Below are 18,027 nucleotides of genomic sequence, written 5' to 3'. Positions count from 1 at the left end.
TTGCAAAATTGTAAACAACACACTAATTATTCTTCAAAAAAAATTATGAAAAAGAACTATTTACAGCTGGTTTTAATCATTTTTGTTTCCTGTTCCGTATTTGGTCAGTCACAAGAAGAGATTAAAAAAATCACGGCTGATTATGATATGGTAAAACTCCAAGAAAGAGAAGCTTTTTACCGAAATAAAGCCAAAGCCGAAAAACAAAAAGCAGTGGCAGTTGCCTTAACAAAAGGATGGCCGGTTTTTGTAGAAAAAGAAGATGGTTCCATCTTAGAGTTAATGAAGCTAACCCCGGATGGTTTTCCTATTTATTATTCCAATCAAAACGTGAATGCTTCACGTTCTACCCGAGCCAGTTTTTTAAACAGTACCGGTTCCATGGGATTAAATCTTAACGGTCAAGGAATGACCGTAAGAGTTTGGGACGGAGGAAATGTAAGAGCGAGTCATACGGCCTTTGGCGGTAGGGTAACTGTTGCCGACAACAGTAGTACCGGAACAGTTCTTCACGCAACGCATGTCGCCGGAACTATGGTGGCAAGTGCCAACCCTGCGGCTGTTAAAGGAATGGCACCGGAAGCTCTTGCGCGTACTTTTGATTGGAATGAAGATTTAGGAGAAGCCATTTCTGAGGCCCAAATGGGGATGTTAATTTCTAACCATTCTTATGGGACACCCATTACCAGTGGTACAAATGTATTGCCGTCTTGGTATATTGGCGCATATACTTACGGCGCCTATGAATGGGATGAAGCCGCATACAATGCGCCTTATTATTTGGCGGTAATGTCTGCCGGTAACGAAGGTGGTAATAATGATAATGATGACCCGATTGCTTTTGGATTTGATAAACTTGTAGGAGATAAAACCGCCAAAAACAACTTGGTTGTGGCCAATTGTACTGATGTTTCTGTCGGTGCAGACGGAGCTGTAACAGGCACTATAACTATTAATACCTCCAGTAGTCAAGGTCCTACCGATGACTTACGCATTAAGCCGGACATCACCGGAAACGGAACCAATTTAACTTCAACCAGTAACTCCAGCAATACCGGTACGGCAACTTTAACCGGAACTTCAATGGCTTCTCCAAACGTAGCCGGAACATTAATTTTATTACAACAACACTACAGAAATCTCACTACTAACTTTTTGCGTGCCGCTACCCTAAAAGGTTTGGCTTGTCACACTGCAGATGATGCCGGATTGATAGGACCTGATGCAAAATTTGGCTGGGGATTATTAAATGCAAAAAGAGCCGCTGAAACGATAACTAATAACGGCTTAACCTCTTGGGTATCTGAAGAGAACATCAACAACAATCAAAGCTTTACGATGACTGTTAACTCTAATGGTACTACCCCATTAATGGCTTCAATAACCTGGACTGATTTACCCGGAATAGTGAATTCAGGCAATAATGGCCCGAATGATAGCACACCGGTACTAGTTAATGATTTAGACATTAGAATTACTCGAAACGGAAACACTTATTTCCCTTGGAAATTGACAAGTAGTCCTGATGCTCCGGCCATCAGAACCGGTGACAATAATGTGGATAATGTGGAACTCATCAAAATTGATGCCCCTACTGCAGGTGATTACACTATTACTGTAACCCACAAAGGATCATTGGTTACGGGAAGTCAAAAATTCTCTTTGGTGGTTACCGGTATCAATTCCGCCTTTTCGTTAAACCCAAGTTCAGCTGATGTCACCTTGTGTTCAACACAAAATGCTACTTATACTTTTAATTATGCTCAATCGGGTTCAGGGACAACTACTTTTTCCGCTTTAGGATTACCTCCGGGTGCCAATGCAACCTTCACTCCGAGTTCTTTGAGCGCCAACGGTACTGTAACCATGACTGTCACTGGATTGTCTAACGTGGCGGCCGGCGAATACTTTATTGGTGTACTTGCTTCAAACGAAATTGAGACAGAAACCCGATACAAAACGCTTCGTGTTTATAATGGTAATTTTCAACCTATTGCCATTCAATCGCCTACCGACGGACAAACCGGTTTGTCTACAACTGTAACTTTAAATTGGACTGCTCAAGCCAATGCTTTGACTTATCAAATTCAAATTTCAAGATTCAGTGATTTTTCCAGCTTATTAACTGATGACTATGTAAGTGCTAATACCTATACTATTTCAGGATTAAGTGAAGCTACTCGTTACTATTGGAGAGTCATTCCTATGAATAATTGTGGTACGGTTGCTATCACCTCGGCGACGGTTTACAATTTTGCCACCGGTAACTTGATTTGTGATGCCAATTTCCCGGCAACAAATTACAGCAATGCGGTTATCGCCAGTGTTGCTAACTCTGAAGCTTCGGTACCGGTAACTATCACCGGTGGTTATACTATTGGGGACATTAATGTAAACCTTACCCTATCACATACTTGGGTTCAAGATATGACAATTACTTTAGAAGGTCCGGCGTCTATTGGTAGTCCGATAATTATTTTACAAGAAGAGGCCTGTACCGGAGAAGACAACATTAATTGTACTTATGACGATTCGGGAAGCTTTCCAAGTTGTGTAGGTAATCCGGCTATTAGCGGCGCTATTGCTCCGGTAACTAGTTTAAGTGTACTTAATAATTTACCTGCAGACGGTGTTTGGACATTGAGAGTTATTGATCCTTATAATGAAGATGGTGGTGCCATCAACAATTTCAGTATTGACATTTGTAGAGTTGTTCCTGCCTTGTTGACGGTTGCAGAAAATCCGATTCAGAACAGTAGCGTATATCCTAACCCTACAAAAGGAATAGTAAACATTGCCATTCCGGAAATGAGTGACAAAGCAACCATCACTTTGTATGATTTACAAGGAAGAGCTATTATAACTAAAGAAACTAATCAGGTACACACTTCTCTTAGCATAGAAAACCTTCAAGACGGTGTTTACTTAGTCAATATTGCTAATCAACAAGCTTCAGTAACCAAGAAAATTATTTTGAAAAGAAACTAATATCATTAAAAGTATAGCAAATAAAAAAGAGGTCAGCTGACCTCTTTTTTATACATGCAAAATTTCATCTTCTATCAAAAGCTCTTCTCTCCGCAGTCGAAGAAAAATTTGGGCTACAGCAATTACGTCTTTCTCGCAATAGGTTACAATTCGGTCAATGTCTTTTTCAACGTAAAAAACATGGGCTACCTGACTTCCGTCGATATCGCCTTTTGGAGATGGAATGCCAAGTATTTTAGTCAGTAATTTTAAAGAAGTAAAATGCTTATAGTCGCCAAACTTCCACAATTCCAAGGTGTCTAAATGCGGAATTTCCCATGGTTTTTTGCCAAATAAATTGAGTTTACTCGGAATAGCAATTTGGTTGATAATCATTCTGCGGGCTATGAATGGAAAGTCGAATTCTTTGGCATTATGACCACAAAGTAAGTGTTGCGCTCCATTGAAATGTGTCTCTAACAAATTGGCGAAATCTTTTAAAATCTTTTGCTCTTCACCAAAAAAGGAAGTTACCCTAAAATTTCTAATGTCGCTTTTGTTGGCAAAATAACCGACAGATATACAAACGATTTTACCAAACTCGGCCCAAATCCCGGCGCGGTCATAAAATTCTTCCGGCGTGTATTCGTCTTTTCTTTGGTATTGTGTTTTTTGTTCCCAAAGGGATTTCATTTCGGCATCTAAAGCGTTGAAGTTGTTTTCTTCAGGAACGGTTTCTATATCGAGAAAGAGAATATTATTGAGTGGGATTTTTTCAATCATGGTAATAAAATTAAGAAATAACCGACTTAAAAGTAATCATTTATTTTAAATATGAAAGAAAAATAGCTAAAAAAGTGATTGCTGTGTTGATGGGCTTTCGTGTTCCAATAGCCATTTTTTTCTCCAAAGTCCGCCGGCGTAACCGGTTAATGAACCATCGGTCCCAATAACGCGATGACACGGAACGACTATCCATAATGGGTTTTTACCATTGGCGGAAGCTACGGCACGAATGGCCTTAACATCGCCTAACTTTTTGGATAAATCAAGATATGACATGGTTTTGCCAAATGGAATATTTAGTAATTCTTGCCAAACTCGCTGTTGGAATTCGGTGCCTTGCGGATTGATTTTAAAATTGAAATCGGCTCGTTTATCTTGGAAATAATCTTGGAGTTGATGGACTGCTTCTTTTAAAACTTCCGGAATGGCATTGGTGATTTCGCCTTCTTCTAAAATAGAAATTATCGAAATGCCTTTCTCATCGCCAACGATTTTAGCAACGCCTAAAGGGGTTTTGATGAATGCGGTTTCCATGAGATAAAGATAACAAATGTTCTCGATACATCCCGATTAAAATCGGGACACTCGAACTGACGAACTACTTATTTTGAAAAGCTGTAGATATACTCTTCCAAAGCTTTGAGTTCTTCATCGCTCATTTTTTTGGTGATGGCGAAATTGGTTTTCATGGTTTCGTACTGACTTGGGTCAACAATTGGGTCGGCTTCTTCTTTGAGGAAAGAAACAATGCTGCCTTTCTTTTCTTTGTAGATTTTGGCAATCTCTGTGATGCTTGGCCCGATTACTTTTTGGTCGGGTAAATGGCATGCGGTGCACGTTCCTTTGCCTTCAAATAATTCCTGACCGGAAATAGCTACTGCGGTATTATCTTGTTTGGGTTGACCGTAGTTGTCTTCGGTTTCTTTTTTACAAGACGTGAAGGTTATGATAAAAGTGAATAAAATAATTTTTTTCATAGTGTACAAAAATTCAATACAAATCCTAATTAGCCCCGATGGGAGTATTTACCGTGTAGTGCGGACAGCGGGAATATGGATAACTGATAAATCCCGAGCCTTTCGCTCCTTCCTTCGACAAGCTCAGGATGACATTATTTATTCAATAAAATCGCCGCTTCTTTGGCAAAATAAGTCGAAATCAAACTCGCGCCGGCTCTTTTAATACACATCAATTGTTCCATCATGATTTTGTCGTGGTCGAGCCAACCTCTTTCGGAAGCGGCTTTGATCATGGCATATTCGCCCGACACGTGGAAAACCGTTACCGGAACATTCACGGCGTTTTTGACTTCGCGAACAATATCCAAATACGCAATTCCGGGTTTGACCATGACCATATCGGCGCCTTCTTCAACATCCATTAAGGCTTCTTTGATGGCTTCGATGCGGTTGGCGTAATCCATTTGATAGGTTTTTTTGTCTTTGGGAACGACTACATCGGCTTCTCTTGGCGCACTGTCTAAGGCATCGCGAAACGGGCCGTAGAAGGCCGAAGCATATTTGGCCGAGTAACTCATAATGCCTACATTTTGAAAACCAGCGGCATCTAAACCTTGACGTAATCTTAAAACTCTTCCGTCCATCATGTCGCTTGGTGCTACGAAATCGGCTCCGGCTTGCGCATGGGAAACCGCCATTTTTACCAGAGCTTCGTTGGTAGCATCGTTAGCAATATCTCCGTTTTCGATGATACCATCGTGGCCGTAAATCGAATATGGGTCGAGCGCCACATCGGGCATGACAATCATTTCCGGACAAGCGGTTTTGATGGCGCGAATGGCGCGTTGCATCAATCCATTGGGATTCCACGCTTCTTTTCCGGTGTTGTCTTTTAGACTTTCGTCCACTTTTACATAAATATTGACGGCACGAATTCCTAAAGCGAAAAGTTCTTTGACTTCTTCTACCGTTAAATCGATTGAACGACGAAAAATACCCGGCATAGAGGCAATCTCTGATTGGTAGTTTTCACCTTCTGCTATGAACATGGGAAACATAAAGTCGGCCGGACTTAATGTGGTTTCGCGAACTAAAGAACGAATGCTTTCGTTGACGCGTAATCTTCTGCCTCTTTGTAGTGGGAACATATTTTTAGCTTTTAGCTGTTAGCGATTAGCTTTCAGCGTTATTTAATTTTATTATTAATCCGTTGAGCATTTTTTTGACTTCTTCTATTTGTTTCAAAAGGATTTGGCCTTGCTCATTTTCTAGAAAATTTAATTCGATACTCAAAAATATTTGATATTCTAATTCATTGGCTGAACCGAACGAAATGTATAGAAATCGACAAAAATCTTTATCAGAATTTCTGCCACAACCTTCTGCAATATTGGTTGGGATAGATGAAGAAGATCTTTTGATTTGACTCGTCAAACCAAACATTTCGTCTTTCGGAAAAGTTGGCAACATTTTATAAACATCTAAAGTTAATTGATGTGATTTCTCCCAAACTAAAAATTTCTTATAATCTCTCATTTTTTAGCTGTTAGCTATAAGCTGTATTTTTGTTTTCTAAGTATTTAAAGCCTTCAAGTAGCTAAATGCTAACCGCTGATAGCTGATAGCCATTCTATAGGATTTTCTAGTACCTTAATCAATTTCTCTTCTTCGCTTCCGGCTTCCGGATGATGGTCATACACCCATTGCACGTGCGGTGGTAAACTCATCAAGATACTTTCAATTCTGCCGTTGGTTTTTAGGCCGAATAACGTGCCTTTGTCGTGTACCAAATTGAATTCGACATACCGACCACGACGGATTTCTTGCCAGTTGCGTTGGACTTCGGTATATGGTAAATCCTTTCTTTTTTCCACAATCGGAACATAAGCTTCGCAAAAACTATTGCCGACTTCAGTTACGAAATGGTACCAATCTTCCATAGATATTTCTTCCGTTGCTTTGCAATAATCGAAGAACAAACCGCCGATTCCTCGGGCTTCATTTCTATGGGCATTCCAAAAATAAGCGTCGCATTGTTTTTTGTATTTCGGATAAAAATCGGGATTGTGTTTGTCGCAAGCGGTTTTGCAGGTTTGGTGAAAATGACGTGCATCTTCTTCGAACAAATAATAAGGCGTTAAATCTTGTCCGCCACCGAACCAAGAATTAATCACGCTGCCATTATCATCGTACATTTCGAAGTAGCGCCAGTTGGCATGTACTGTAGGTACCATCGGACTTTTTGGATGAATGACCAAACTCAATCCGCAAGCGAAAAAATCAGCTTCGCCAACGCCGAACATTTTTTGCATGGTATCCGGCAATTTGCCGTGAACAGCTGAAATGTTGACACCACCTTTTTCAAAAACTTTTCCGTTTTCGATAACACGTGTTCTTCCGCCGCCGCCTTCCGGTCGTTGCCAAAGGTCCTCGCGGAATTTAGCCTCGCCATCGACTGCTTCTAAAGCTGAAGTGATTTGGTCTTGGAGTTGAAGTATGTATTGATAGAATTTGTCTTTCATTTTGTTAGCTTTTAGCTAAAAGCTGTCAGCCGACAGCTATTTATATTCTTTCACCGCTTCTACAAAAGCTTTAGCGTGATCAACCGGAATGTTAGGTAAAATGCCGTGACCTAAATTTACAATGTAATTGTCTTTACCGAATTCGTCTATCATTTCGTGCACCATTTTTTTGATGGTTGGTATAGGCGATAACAATCGGCTTGGGTCGAAATTTCCTTGTAAAGTGATTTTTCCTCCTGTTAAATAGCGGGCATTTCTTGGCGAGCAAGTCCAGTCAACTCCCAATGCTGAAGCTTTGGATTTCGCCATGTCATTAAGTGCAAACCAACAGCCTTTTCCGAATACAATTACTTTGGTGTCTTCGGCTAGAGCTTCAACGATTTGGTTGATGTATTTCCACGAGAACTCTTGATAATCTACCGGTGATAACATGCCGCCCCAAGAATCAAAAATCTGAATGGCGTTACAACCCGCTTTTACTTTTTCTTTTAAATATAAAATCGTGGTGTCTGTGATTTTTTGTAATAAAGTATGTGCTGCAACCGGGTTGGAGAAACAAAAACCTTTAGCCGTATCAAAACTTTTCGAGCCTTTTCCTTCTACCGCGTAACAGAAAATCGTCCATGGAGAACCGGCAAAACCGATCAATGGCACCTCATCGTTTAGCATTTCTTTGGTGAGTTTTACGGCATCCATCACGTAACCCAAGGTTTCATGGATGTTCGGCACAAAAACCTGATTGACTTGTTCCATCGTACGAATCGGGTTGGGAATGATTGGTCCCAAATTGTCTTTCAATTCCACATGAATTCCCATCGCTCTGGGCACTACCAAAATATCCGAGAACAAAATCGCGGCATCCGGTTTTACAATTCTGATAGGTTGAACCGTGATTTCGGCCGCTAATTCCGGGGTTTCACAACGGGTAAAGAAATCGTATTTGTCGCGTAAAGCTCTGAACTCAGGCAAATATCTTCCGGCTTGTCTCATCATCCAAACCGGTGGACGTTCTACAGTTTCATTGTTTAGAGCGCGAAGGAATAAATCGTTTTTAATCATAATGGTTGTTTGGTTTTGGCGGTGGCCAAATTATATTTTGTTAAAAAATTCTATGCTTTTAATAATGGTACTTTCAATATTGGGCTGATTGGCTATGATTACTTTATTGGTAATTCCTCTCAAAGCCTTGGCTGTGGTACCACCGATACTAAAGCAAACTTCATCTCGGATGGTATTGGTTTTCAAAAAACTTTGCACTCCCGACGGACTGAAAAATAAAATTCCGTTCAAATCATCGGCGGCTTTGTGTGGCGTTAGAACGGTTTCATAAACTTCAATTTCTTCAAAAACCACTTCGGCCAATTGTAAGGAATCGGGTAAAATATCCCTTCTCAAATTCCCGCAAAAGAACGTAAAACTGCTTTTTAAATATTGGTTACAAATGATTGAAGCCAATTCCGAAGCATAATCTGAACTTACGATTACTTCAAAACCGTTTTGTTCCAACAATGCTCTGGTTTTTTCGCCTACACAGAAACACTTTCGGGTCTTGATTTCGGCTATCCTTTCATTCTCTAAAACACTTTCTACCGCATTCTGACTGGTAAAAATTAAATAGTCATTGATGTCTTTTAAATGGAAAGATTTGTTCACCACCTTGATAAAATCAGCTTCTTCAACTGCGAAATTCGCACTCAACAACAATTGCTTTTGGTTATCCGAAAGCTTTTTGGTTGACAATAGGCGAATTTGAGTTTCCATCTTTTATGCTTTAGGTTTGAGCTGTTTTTTGATTTCCGCCATCAATGCACTTCCTCCGTTTTCCAGTATTTCTTGGGCCGAATGAAAGCCTAATTTTTTCCATTCCGAAATGTCCACTGCTTTTTTGATTTCAAATTTTTGTTTTCCATCCAGTGAAAGCAAACATCCGTGAAATGTTATCGTATCATCATGCTGATTGTATTGGGCCAAAGCGCCTATAGGTGCGGTACATCCGCCTTCCAAGGTTCTTAAAAACTGTCTTTCTATATAAGTACAAATTTCGGTTTCAATATCATTTAATTGTGAAACGGCATCAATGGTAAAATTGTCATTCCCCATAGCAACCACAACCATTGCCCCTTGCGCCGGAGCCGGAATCATCCAGTCGAGATTGATAAACGTATCCGGTTTTAGATTGATTCTTTCTAAACCAGCCGCCGCGAAAACCGCTCCACTCCAATCATTATCCTGCAGCTTTTGCATACGCGTATTCACATTACCGCGTAAATCTACTACGGTATGATTGGGATATTTATTTAACCATTGCGCTTGTCGGCGTAAACTTCCGGTGGCAATGGTGGCTTTTTCGTTTAAAAAATCGAGTTGGCCTTTGTGCACCAAAATATCCAAGACATTGGCTCTTTCTAAAACGGCAGCTTGTACAATTCCGGTTGGCAAAGCCGTTGGTACATCTTTCATCGAATGAACGGCTATATCTACATCGCCGTTAATCATGGCGATGTCAAGGGTTTTGGTAAAAATGCCGGTGATTCCTAATTCGTAAAGCGGTTTGTCTAAAATGATGTCTCCTTGTGATTTTACCGCTATAATTTCGGTTTTATACCCTAAATCGTTGAGTTTTTTTTGAACGGTGTGGGCTTGCCAAAGGGCGAGTTCGCTGTCGCGAGTTCCTATTCTGATTGTTTTGGCCATTTTATTTAGAAGAGGTTTCTATCTGAAAAATTTTCTCAATCCATTCAATACTTTCATCTACCATGGTGTTGTCATCTTTTAAATGATTGGCAAAATGATTGGTGATTTTTTGGATGATACGGGCGCTGATTAATTCAGCTTGTTCTTCGTCGAAGTTGGCTATTTTTTTGCGCTGTACATTCAACTCTCCGTCTTTGATAGAATTGAGTTTTTCCTTTAAAGCATGTATGGTTGGAGCAAACTTACGTTGCTTGGTCCAGGCGATGAACTCCTCTTTGATTTCCTCAATGATGGCTTCGGCAGCCGGAATGTGTTTTTTACGGTTTTCCAACGTTTCATCGGTCATTTGCGATAAATGATCCATGTGGACTAAGCTAACGCCTTGAACATTCTGAACATTTTCGTTGACGTTTTTCGGGATGGACAAATCCAAAATCAACAAGGGTTTTTTCAAATTCAAAATCGCTTTGTCTACCGTTGGATTTTGTGCGCCGGTGGCTACGACTAACACATCGGCTTTTTGGATTTCTAACTGTAAATCGACGTAATCTTTCACAATTACATCTAACTTTCTCGCCAATCGTTCGGCTTTGTCTTTGGTACGATTGATTAAAGTAATTTGCTCGTGCTTGGTATGTTTGACCAAATTTTCACAAGTATTTCTACCGATTTTTCCAGTGCCAAAAAGCAGAATATTTTTGTTGGCGATGTCTTCTACATTATTAAAAATGTAACGCACGGCTGCAAAAGAGACCGAAGTGGCACCTGAAGAAATTTCAGTTTCATTCTTGATGCGTTTGCTGGCCTGAATCACAGCATTCACCAATCGCTCCATAAAAGCGTTAGCCAAATGACGGTTTTTGCTTTCTACAAAAGCCGATTTGATTTGACTGATGATCTCAAAATCACCTAAAATCTGACTGTCTAAACCGGTTCCAACACGAAACATATGGGAAACGGCTTCTTGATTTTTATAAACATAAGCGACCTTTTGGAAATCTTCTACGGTGCCTTGACTGTTTTCACAAAGTAATTTGATAAGTTGGAAAGGATGTTGGGCGAAACCGTAAATTTCGGTACGGTTGCACGTTGAAGTTACAATGAGTGCTTCAATACCTTCGGTTTGCGCTTGGCTTAAAACGTTACTTTTGGCGTTATCATCTAAGCTGAATTTACCTCTCATTTCGGCATCGGCTTTTTTATAACTTAAGCCTACCGCGTAAAAAGTACTGTGCTTGGATATGTTTCCGTGTTCCATAAATTGCTCTTTCCCTAAAAGTGAAACAAAGTTATTGCTATCGATTTTATAAAAGTAACGCTAAAAGAACTTTTTATGTCGCTCAATGTTATTTTTAAACTCATTTGTCTTTTTATCGTTATTTCTTTTAAATTTGTAGTGAAATCAAGTGCTCAGAACTGCTTTATGTAGACTCATTCTAAATAACATTTTGATTTCGCTTCCAAAACATATACGAAAAAATATCGCTATGGGTTCTAAAGAAGAAATAAAAATTGACGACGAGTTCATTTTGATTCGTTTTCAAAACGACACCGAGGAAATCACAACCTTTGAAAGGCCTGTGACCATGGGCTTAATTCAATTTCATTTTGGGTTAAAAGGCAGCGCGAAATTTATTTTCAACAAAGGCAATTATACGCTCGATTTGAAAGAGGAAAAATGTTTGCTTTTTTACAATCCGGAGAAAGAGTTGCCGTTGCATGTGGAAATCGAACCCAAATCGTGGTTGATTACGATTTTAGTTTCCATCAAAAAATTCCACGGTCTGTTTACCGATGACGCGGAACACATTCCTTTTTTAAGTAAAGAAAACAAAGACCGCAAATATTATAATGAAAGTGATATCAGTCCGTCAATGGCGATTGTATTGAACCAAATGTTCCATTACAATTTAAATCCGTCCATTAAAAATCTATATTATAAAGGAAAAGGCTATGAATTGTTGAGTTTGTTTTTTAACCGCAATGACGATCCGAATGCTGAGCAATGTCCGTTTTTAATCGATGAAGAAAACGTCTTGAAAATCAAAAAGGCCAAAGAAATCATCATTGCCAATATGGCCGAACCACCGAGTTTAGATGAATTGGCGAATCAAGTAGGTTTAACATTAAAAAAACTCAAAATGGGTTTCAAGCAAATTTACGGCGATACGGTTTACGGGTTTTTATTCGATTACAAAATGGATTATGCTCGTCAGTTACTGGATTCCGGTTCTTATAATGTAAATGAAGTCGGGCTCAAAATCGGCTACAGTACCGGCAGTCATTTCATCGCGGCTTTTAAAAAGAAATTTGCCACTACGCCCAAAAAATATTTAATGAGTTTACAAGCCAATACCTAATCGGATTGATTTCGTATATCTCATTATCGATAAAGAATTTAACAACCCAAAGTCAAAAAAAGAAGTTTCATTACTTTTATAAAAAAAATAAAATTGCCAAAATGAAAGGAGTATTATTAGTCAACCTAGGATCACCGGAAAGTCCAACCCCAAAAGATGTAAAGCCTTATTTAGATGAATTTTTAATGGATAAATACGTGATTGATGTGCCGTATTTGTTAAGAGCGCTTTTGGTTCGCGGCATTATTTTACAAACCCGACCGAAAAAATCGGCGGAAGCTTACAGCCAGATATGGACCGATGAAGGTTCGCCGCTGATTGTGATTTCTAAAAAAATGCACCAAAAAGTATCAAAATTAGTTGATGTTCCCGTGGCTTTGGCCATGCGTTACGGTTCTATGACGATTCAAAAAGGCTTGCAAGAGTTAAAGGACAAAGGCGTAACCGAAGTAATGTTGTTGGCTTTGTATCCGCAATATGCGATGGCTTCGACTACAACCATTTGGGCTTTAGCCGATGAATTGCAACAAAAGCATTTCCCGGAAATGACCATCACCAAAGTGCCTGCTTTTTACAACAAACCCGATTTTATCCAAGCTTTAGCCAACTCGATTAAGAAACATTTGGAAGGCTTTGAATATGATCATTTATTGTTTTCTTACCACGGGATTCCGAAACGTCATATTCGCAAGACTGATGTAACCAAATCCCATTGTACTATCGATAATAAATGCTGCATAACACCATCGCCGGCGCATGAATTTTGCTATCGCCACCAATGTTATGAAACGACTCGACAAGTGGTTGAATTACTCGGAATTCCGGAAGATAAATACAGCCAAACCTTTCAATCCCGTTTGGCCGGTGACAAATGGTTAACGCCTTATACCGATGTTGAAATCAATAAAATGCCAAAGAAAGGAATCAAAAAATTAGCGGTTGTAACACCGGCATTCGTCTCCGATTGTTTAGAAACTTTGGAAGAAATAGCCATGCGTGCCCATGAAGAATTCAAAGAAAACGGAGGAGAAGAATTCTTTGCCGTGCCATGTTTGAATGATGAAGATGAATGGTGTCAAGTCGTGGCGAATTGGGTAAAAGATTGGAGTAAATAATTGTTTACATGGAACTCTACAATTACATTAAATCATTACACCTCATCTTTGTGATCACTTGGTTTGCAGGTTTGTTTTACATTGTTCGCTTGTTTGTGTACCAAATTGAAGCCAACGACAAGCCTTCTCCCGAGCGGGAAATCTTACTCAAGCAATACAAAATTATGACCTATCGCCTTTGGTATATCATCACTTGGCCGAGTGCAGTTTTGGCAACAATTTTTGCTTTGTGGTTGTTACATTTAATGCCTGAATGGATACAGATGCCTTGGATGCAAGTCAAATTGGGTTTTGTGGTTTTATTGTTTGCCTATCATTTCAAATGCCATCAAATTTATAATCAGTTACAAAATAACGAATTCAAATACAACTCCAACTTTATGCGACTGTGGAATGAAGGCGCTACTATTATCCTTTTTGCGGTAGTTTTTTTAGTAATTTTAAAAAACGCTTTCAACTGGATTTACGGCGTGGTCGGTATCGTTTTATTTTCGGTGCTGATTATGCTGGGCTTTAAATTTTATAAAAGAATAAGAGAAAAAAAGTAATTAGTGACTAGTAATTAGTGATTGGCTCAAAGAATGCTTTTACTAATTACTAATCTCTAATTACCAATCACTGAATCAATGCTAAACATCAAACTATCAATGCTTTCCCTTCGCACCAGGATTTTCCTGTCGATGATTATATTGATATTGATTGCCTCGATTTTGATGGCTTCTATTTCGATTATTCAATTTAAGAATGAAGCCAAAGATTACCATCAAGAGCGTTTAGACCGAAAAGAGTTTGCCATCAAAGAACATATCAATTATGTCCTTTCCACTACAACTTATCCGTTGACGCCCGAAAATTTGAAGTTGATTTTTAAAGACAAAATTCACGAGCTTTCGGATATTCACAATTTGGAAATCAATATTTATTCACTCGAAGGAAAATTGGTTAAATCTTCCAAATCTTCTTTTTCCGTTGACAAAGTAGCACCGCCTATTCCGAATTACATTCTCAAACTCGTTCAGTCTTCTGTCGACAAAAGATATGTGGATATCAAGAACATTGACGGTGTAAAAAACCGTTCTTCTTATAGTCAAATCAAAGACGATAAATTCAAACCACTCGGTATTTTGAATATTCCTTATGTAGAAGACGATGGGTTTTATGAAACCGAATTGCGCGAATTTTTATTGCGATTGAGTCAGGTGTATTCCTTTATGTTAGTCATTGCGTTTGCTTTGGCTTATTTCTTGGCGAGTTACATTACCAAATCGCTGAAAACCATCTCAGATAAAATCAACGAAACGAGTTTGAACCAAAAGAACGAGAAAATCGTCATTGAAGCCAACAGCAAGGAAATCAACTCTTTGATTAATGCTTATAATCAAATGGTAGACAAATTAGAAGAAAGTGCCAGCATGTTGGCCCAAAGTGAACGTGAACAGGCTTGGCGTGAAATGGCGAAACAAGTGGCACACGAAATCAAAAACCCGTTGACGCCAATGCGTTTGACGGTACAAAGTTTCCAGCGAAAATTTGACCCGAATGACCCGGAGTTAAAACAAAAACTGAATGACTATTCCAAAACACTGATTCAGCAGATTGATACCATGAGTGCTGTGGCTTCGGCATTTTCTAACTTTGCTTCTATGCCGGCGCAGCAAAATGAGACCTTGAATGTGGTAGAAGTGGTAGAATTTTCATTAGATATTTTTAATGAAGATTTTATTGCCTTCGAAAGCAATTCCGAAGAAATTATTACTGTAATGGATAGAACCCAACTTATCCGTATTATCACTAATTTGGTCAAAAATGCCATTCAGGCCATACCGGAAGAGCAAGCAGAAAAAGCTATTTTGGTTTCTGTTAATGAAGAAGAAGACAACGTAATCATTTCGGTTAAAGACAATGGAATCGGTATTGATGCCGATAACACAGAACATATTTTTGAACCTAAATTCACCACCAAAACAAGCGGTATGGGATTGGGATTGGGAATTATCAAAAACATCATCGAAAATTACAAAGGAACTATTACTTTTGAAACCGAACCGGAAAAAGGCTCAACTTTTATGGTGTCGCTTCCTATTGTTAAATAAAATACACAACCTATGAACTTTGAAAACATAATCGTTGCCACAGACAACGGCATCGGACAAATTACTATCAACCGTCCTTCAAAATTAAATGCTTTGAACAAAGCTACTATTCAAGAATTGCATGATGCTTTTGAGGACTTGGAAAACAATTCAGAAGTAAGAGTGATTATCATTACCGGTGAAGGCGAAAAAGCTTTTGTGGCCGGTGCTGATATTTCGGAATTTGCTAATTTCTCTATTGAAGAAGGTGCGCAATTGGCCGCTCAAGGACAAGAATTATTGTTTGACTTTGTAGAAAAATTGAAAACGCCTGTCATTGCAGCCGTCAATGGTTTTGCGCTTGGTGGCGGATTGGAATTGGCGATGGCTTGTCATTTCAGAGTGGCTTCCGACAATGCCAAAATGGGATTGCCTGAAGTATCATTAGGCGTAATTCCCGGTTATGGCGGAACGCAACGTTTGCCTCAATTGGTTGGAAAAGGACGCGCTATGGAAATGATTATGACTGCTGGAATGATTGATGCAGAAACAGGAAAATCATATGGTTTAGTCAATCACGTTGTCCCTCAAGCCGAATTATTAGAATTCACCAAAGGCATTGCCGGCAAAATAATGCGTAATTCACCGAATGCTATCGGCAAAGCAATCAAAGCGATTAATGCCAATTACAAACACGATGTTGACGGTTATGATGTAGAAATCAGAAATTTTGGTAAATGCTTTGGCACCGAAGATTTTAAAGAAGGCACCACAGCATTTTTAGAAAAGAGAAAGGCTTCATTTACCGGAAAATAATTTTAGTGTTCGGTTTTTTACTGCTTACTAAAAACTGACCACTGACCACTACTTTTCTCCTTCCCATTCGGCATAAAACTGCGACAGGAAGCTTTCCATATATTGGTGTCGGGCTTCCGCTAATTTTTTGCCGGTTGGCGTATTCATTTTGTCTTTCAACAACAATAACTTTTCATAGAAATGATTCAACGTTGGTGAGTCTGAATTCTTGTATTCTTCTTTGGTCATGTTCAGTTTGGGTTGAATCGCCGGATTGTAAAGTGCACGGTTTTTGAATCCTCCATAATTAAAACATCTGGCAATACCTATTGCACCAATCGCATCCAATCTATCAGCATCTTGAACTATTTCGAGTTCAATAGAACAAAATTTCTTTTCGAAGTTTCCGCCTTTAAACGAAATATTTTCGATAATATTTATCACATGAACAATCGTTGCTTCATCAACCTTTTCGGATTCTAAAAAAGTACGAGCGGTTTTCGGACCAACAGTTTCATCTCCATCATGGAATTTACTATCGGCAATATCGTGGAGTAACGCGCCCAGTTTAACTACAGTCAAATCACAAGCCTCTTCTTGGGCAATCCGTAAAGCATTTTTATAAACGCGTTCAATGTGAAACCAGTCATGGCCACCTTCAGCATTTTCAAGTTGTTGCTTTACAAAAAGGATGGTTTTATCAATTACAGACATTTGTTTTTGGAGTTAAAAAAATCCTTTCTTTTCGGAAAGGATTATATTTTATTTATCGGGATAAAGCGGGTTCAACCCATTTGAAAATTTTGGTTTCATCCGGCAACACTAATCTTTCTGAAATCTTGGCCATGCGGTCGGGCAATTTCATCAAATAATCTCTTGCTTTTTCCGCTTCGGCTGTTAGATTAGTAATCTTGTCTATCTCCCATTTTTCGGTTAATTTTCTCAAGATATCCACATAATCTGCTGCTGTGTAGACCCCGATTTTTTGAGCCGAATTAGAAAATTCTTCAAAAGCAGTACTTATTTTTTCTCCTGATTCTCTCAAGAAAACGGCCGGCATGGTGATTTTTTGTTTCATCATGTATTGAAAAGCCAGCATCATTTCACTAGGGTCTACTTTGAAAATTTGGTTTACAAATTCCGAATAAGCATGGTGGTGACGCATTTCGTCTCCGGCAATCATTTTGCACAACTTGGATAATTTTTTGTCGCCGTATTGTTTGGCAATTTGCGAAACGCGATTGTGCGAAATATAAGTTGCCAATTCCTGGAAACTGGTGTAAACAAAGTTCTTATAAGGATCTCTGCCGGTTCCTATGTCAAAACCATCATTGATTAAGTGATGTGTTGTCATTTCCACTTCTCGCATGTTTACTCTTCCGGATAAGTACAAGTATTTATTCAACAAATCACCGTGACGGTTTTCTTCACCGGTCCATTGGCGAACCCATTTTGACCAACCGTTTCTTTCTACATTGTCAACGCCTTCAACATCCATCAACCACGCTTCATAGGTTGGCAATGCTTCTTCGGTAATGGTATCTCCTACCAAAACTACCCAAAAATCATACGGTAAATCTTTAGCTATTTCTCTTAATTCTTTTAATTCATCAAAGAAATGTTCACTTTCTGAATTGGGAAGAAGGTCTGACGGTTGCCATATTTTTTCGACCGGAATTAAGAAATCATCGACAAACTTATCGACATCTTTTTCCAGAAATTGCATCACTTCCAGTCTTACATTTTTTTGAGGCATT

Annotated in this window: 18 protein-coding genes; 6 read left to right on the top strand and 12 right to left on the bottom strand. The window is 39.1% G+C overall.

The window, feature by feature from the left end:
* Positions 1-45 precede the first annotated feature (45 nt).
* Entirely contained in the window at positions 46-2,988 is a 2,943-nt protein-coding gene (locus P7V56_RS02885) for a S8 family serine peptidase (RefSeq protein WP_171221175.1), read from the top strand.
* Between the two features lie 48 nt (positions 2,989-3,036).
* On the opposite strand, the gene P7V56_RS02880 is transcribed toward P7V56_RS02885, so the two are convergent.
* The 10 genes from P7V56_RS02880 to hemA all read right to left on the bottom strand — a co-directional run bounded on the left by P7V56_RS02880 (position 3,037) and on the right by hemA (position 11,186).
* On the bottom strand, positions 3,037-3,750 hold the full coding sequence (locus P7V56_RS02880) for a 3'-5' exonuclease (RefSeq protein ID WP_171221176.1): 714 nt from the start codon (positions 3,748-3,750) through the stop codon (positions 3,037-3,039).
* A gap of 66 nt (positions 3,751-3,816) precedes the next feature.
* Positions 3,817-4,287: a methylated-DNA--[protein]-cysteine S-methyltransferase gene (locus P7V56_RS02875; RefSeq protein WP_171221177.1), complete on the bottom strand. Its 471-nt coding sequence runs from the start codon at positions 4,285-4,287 to the stop codon at positions 3,817-3,819.
* Between the two features lie 68 nt (positions 4,288-4,355).
* A complete protein-coding gene (locus P7V56_RS02870) occupies positions 4,356-4,730 on the bottom strand; it encodes a c-type cytochrome (protein WP_171221178.1) in 375 nt (124 codons plus the stop codon).
* A gap of 134 nt (positions 4,731-4,864) precedes the next feature.
* On the bottom strand, positions 4,865-5,860 hold the full coding sequence (gene hemB / locus P7V56_RS02865) for a porphobilinogen synthase (protein WP_171221179.1): 996 nt from the start codon (positions 5,858-5,860) through the stop codon (positions 4,865-4,867).
* Between the two features lie 25 nt (positions 5,861-5,885).
* Positions 5,886-6,248 (bottom strand): four helix bundle protein, encoded by a 363-nt coding sequence (locus P7V56_RS02860; protein WP_171221180.1) that lies wholly within the window; start codon positions 6,246-6,248, stop codon positions 5,886-5,888.
* Between the two features lie 68 nt (positions 6,249-6,316).
* Complete coding sequence (gene hemF, locus P7V56_RS02855) at positions 6,317-7,234, bottom strand: oxygen-dependent coproporphyrinogen oxidase (RefSeq protein WP_171221181.1); 918 nt, start codon at positions 7,232-7,234, stop codon at positions 6,317-6,319.
* Positions 7,235-7,270: 36 nt separating this feature from the next.
* Positions 7,271-8,293: a uroporphyrinogen decarboxylase gene (gene hemE, locus P7V56_RS02850; protein ID WP_171221182.1), complete on the bottom strand. Its 1,023-nt coding sequence runs from the start codon at positions 8,291-8,293 to the stop codon at positions 7,271-7,273.
* A gap of 30 nt (positions 8,294-8,323) precedes the next feature.
* A complete protein-coding gene (locus P7V56_RS02845) occupies positions 8,324-8,995 on the bottom strand; it encodes a uroporphyrinogen-III synthase (RefSeq protein ID WP_171221183.1) in 672 nt (223 codons plus the stop codon).
* A gap of 3 nt (positions 8,996-8,998) precedes the next feature.
* Complete coding sequence (gene hemC, locus P7V56_RS02840; protein WP_171221184.1) at positions 8,999-9,928, bottom strand: hydroxymethylbilane synthase; 930 nt, start codon at positions 9,926-9,928, stop codon at positions 8,999-9,001.
* 1 nt (position 9,929) lies between these two features.
* Positions 9,930-11,186, bottom strand: a complete 1,257-nt coding sequence (gene hemA / locus P7V56_RS02835) for a glutamyl-tRNA reductase (protein ID WP_171221185.1) — start codon at positions 11,184-11,186, stop codon at positions 9,930-9,932.
* Between the two features lie 229 nt (positions 11,187-11,415).
* On the opposite strand from hemA, the gene P7V56_RS02830 reads away from it, so the two are divergent.
* From P7V56_RS02830 to P7V56_RS02810, 5 genes are all read left to right on the top strand, one after another.
* A complete protein-coding gene (locus P7V56_RS02830) occupies positions 11,416-12,288 on the top strand; it encodes a helix-turn-helix domain-containing protein (RefSeq protein WP_171221186.1) in 873 nt (290 codons plus the stop codon).
* Between the two features lie 101 nt (positions 12,289-12,389).
* On the top strand, positions 12,390-13,403 hold the full coding sequence (gene hemH, locus P7V56_RS02825) for a ferrochelatase (protein ID WP_171221187.1): 1,014 nt from the start codon (positions 12,390-12,392) through the stop codon (positions 13,401-13,403).
* An 8-nt stretch (positions 13,404-13,411) separates the two neighbouring features.
* Positions 13,412-13,951, top strand: coding sequence for a CopD family protein (locus P7V56_RS02820; RefSeq protein WP_171221188.1), 540 nt, complete (start codon positions 13,412-13,414; stop codon positions 13,949-13,951).
* Between the two features lie 132 nt (positions 13,952-14,083).
* Positions 14,084-15,496, top strand: coding sequence for a sensor histidine kinase (locus P7V56_RS02815; RefSeq protein ID WP_171221586.1), 1,413 nt, complete (start codon positions 14,084-14,086; stop codon positions 15,494-15,496).
* Positions 15,497-15,508: 12 nt separating this feature from the next.
* The gene (locus P7V56_RS02810; RefSeq protein ID WP_171221189.1) at positions 15,509-16,291 is read left to right on the top strand and encodes an enoyl-CoA hydratase/isomerase family protein; all 783 of its coding nucleotides are present in this window, start codon (positions 15,509-15,511) and stop codon (positions 16,289-16,291) included.
* A gap of 48 nt (positions 16,292-16,339) precedes the next feature.
* Here P7V56_RS02810 and P7V56_RS02805 read toward each other — a convergent pair whose 3' ends face one another.
* Positions 16,340-16,984, bottom strand: a complete 645-nt coding sequence (locus tag P7V56_RS02805) for an HD domain-containing protein (RefSeq protein ID WP_171221190.1) — start codon at positions 16,982-16,984, stop codon at positions 16,340-16,342.
* Between the two features lie 52 nt (positions 16,985-17,036).
* Positions 17,037-18,026, bottom strand: coding sequence for an acyl-ACP desaturase (locus P7V56_RS02800; RefSeq protein WP_171221191.1), 990 nt, complete (start codon positions 18,024-18,026; stop codon positions 17,037-17,039).
* Position 18,027 lies beyond the last annotated feature (1 nt).

Origin of the sequence: Flavobacterium sp. IMCC34852 (genome assembly GCF_030643905.1) — a bacterium.
Taxonomy (GTDB): Bacteria; Bacteroidota; Bacteroidia; order Flavobacteriales; family Flavobacteriaceae; genus Flavobacterium; species Flavobacterium rivulicola.
This window is presented reverse-complemented; position numbering and strand designations above follow the sequence as displayed.

Coding starts and splice junctions, on each gene's coding strand:
- P7V56_RS02810 (WP_171221189.1), top strand. CDS start 15,509: ATGAACTTTGAAAACATAATCGTTGCCACAGACAACGGCATCGGACAA.
- P7V56_RS02885 (WP_171221175.1), top strand. CDS start 46: ATGAAAAAGAACTATTTACAGCTGGTTTTAATCATTTTTGTTTCCTGT.
- P7V56_RS02875 (WP_171221177.1), bottom strand. CDS start 4,287: ATGGAAACCGCATTCATCAAAACCCCTTTAGGCGTTGCTAAAATCGTT.
- hemA (WP_171221185.1), bottom strand. CDS start 11,186: ATGGAACACGGAAACATATCCAAGCACAGTACTTTTTACGCGGTAGGC.
- hemH (WP_171221187.1), top strand. CDS start 12,390: ATGAAAGGAGTATTATTAGTCAACCTAGGATCACCGGAAAGTCCAACC.
- P7V56_RS02800 (WP_171221191.1), bottom strand. CDS start 18,026: ATGCCTCAAAAAAATGTAAGACTGGAAGTGATGCAATTTCTGGAAAAA.
- hemB (WP_171221179.1), bottom strand. CDS start 5,860: ATGTTCCCACTACAAAGAGGCAGAAGATTACGCGTCAACGAAAGCATT.
- hemE (WP_171221182.1), bottom strand. CDS start 8,293: ATGATTAAAAACGATTTATTCCTTCGCGCTCTAAACAATGAAACTGTA.
- P7V56_RS02830 (WP_171221186.1), top strand. CDS start 11,416: ATGGGTTCTAAAGAAGAAATAAAAATTGACGACGAGTTCATTTTGATT.
- P7V56_RS02870 (WP_171221178.1), bottom strand. CDS start 4,730: ATGAAAAAAATTATTTTATTCACTTTTATCATAACCTTCACGTCTTGT.
- P7V56_RS02845 (WP_171221183.1), bottom strand. CDS start 8,995: ATGGAAACTCAAATTCGCCTATTGTCAACCAAAAAGCTTTCGGATAAC.
- P7V56_RS02860 (WP_171221180.1), bottom strand. CDS start 6,248: ATGAGAGATTATAAGAAATTTTTAGTTTGGGAGAAATCACATCAATTA.
- hemF (WP_171221181.1), bottom strand. CDS start 7,234: ATGAAAGACAAATTCTATCAATACATACTTCAACTCCAAGACCAAATC.
- P7V56_RS02805 (WP_171221190.1), bottom strand. CDS start 16,984: ATGTCTGTAATTGATAAAACCATCCTTTTTGTAAAGCAACAACTTGAA.
- P7V56_RS02880 (WP_171221176.1), bottom strand. CDS start 3,750: ATGATTGAAAAAATCCCACTCAATAATATTCTCTTTCTCGATATAGAA.
- hemC (WP_171221184.1), bottom strand. CDS start 9,928: ATGGCCAAAACAATCAGAATAGGAACTCGCGACAGCGAACTCGCCCTT.
- P7V56_RS02820 (WP_171221188.1), top strand. CDS start 13,412: ATGGAACTCTACAATTACATTAAATCATTACACCTCATCTTTGTGATC.
- P7V56_RS02815 (WP_171221586.1), top strand. CDS start 14,084: ATGATTATATTGATATTGATTGCCTCGATTTTGATGGCTTCTATTTCG.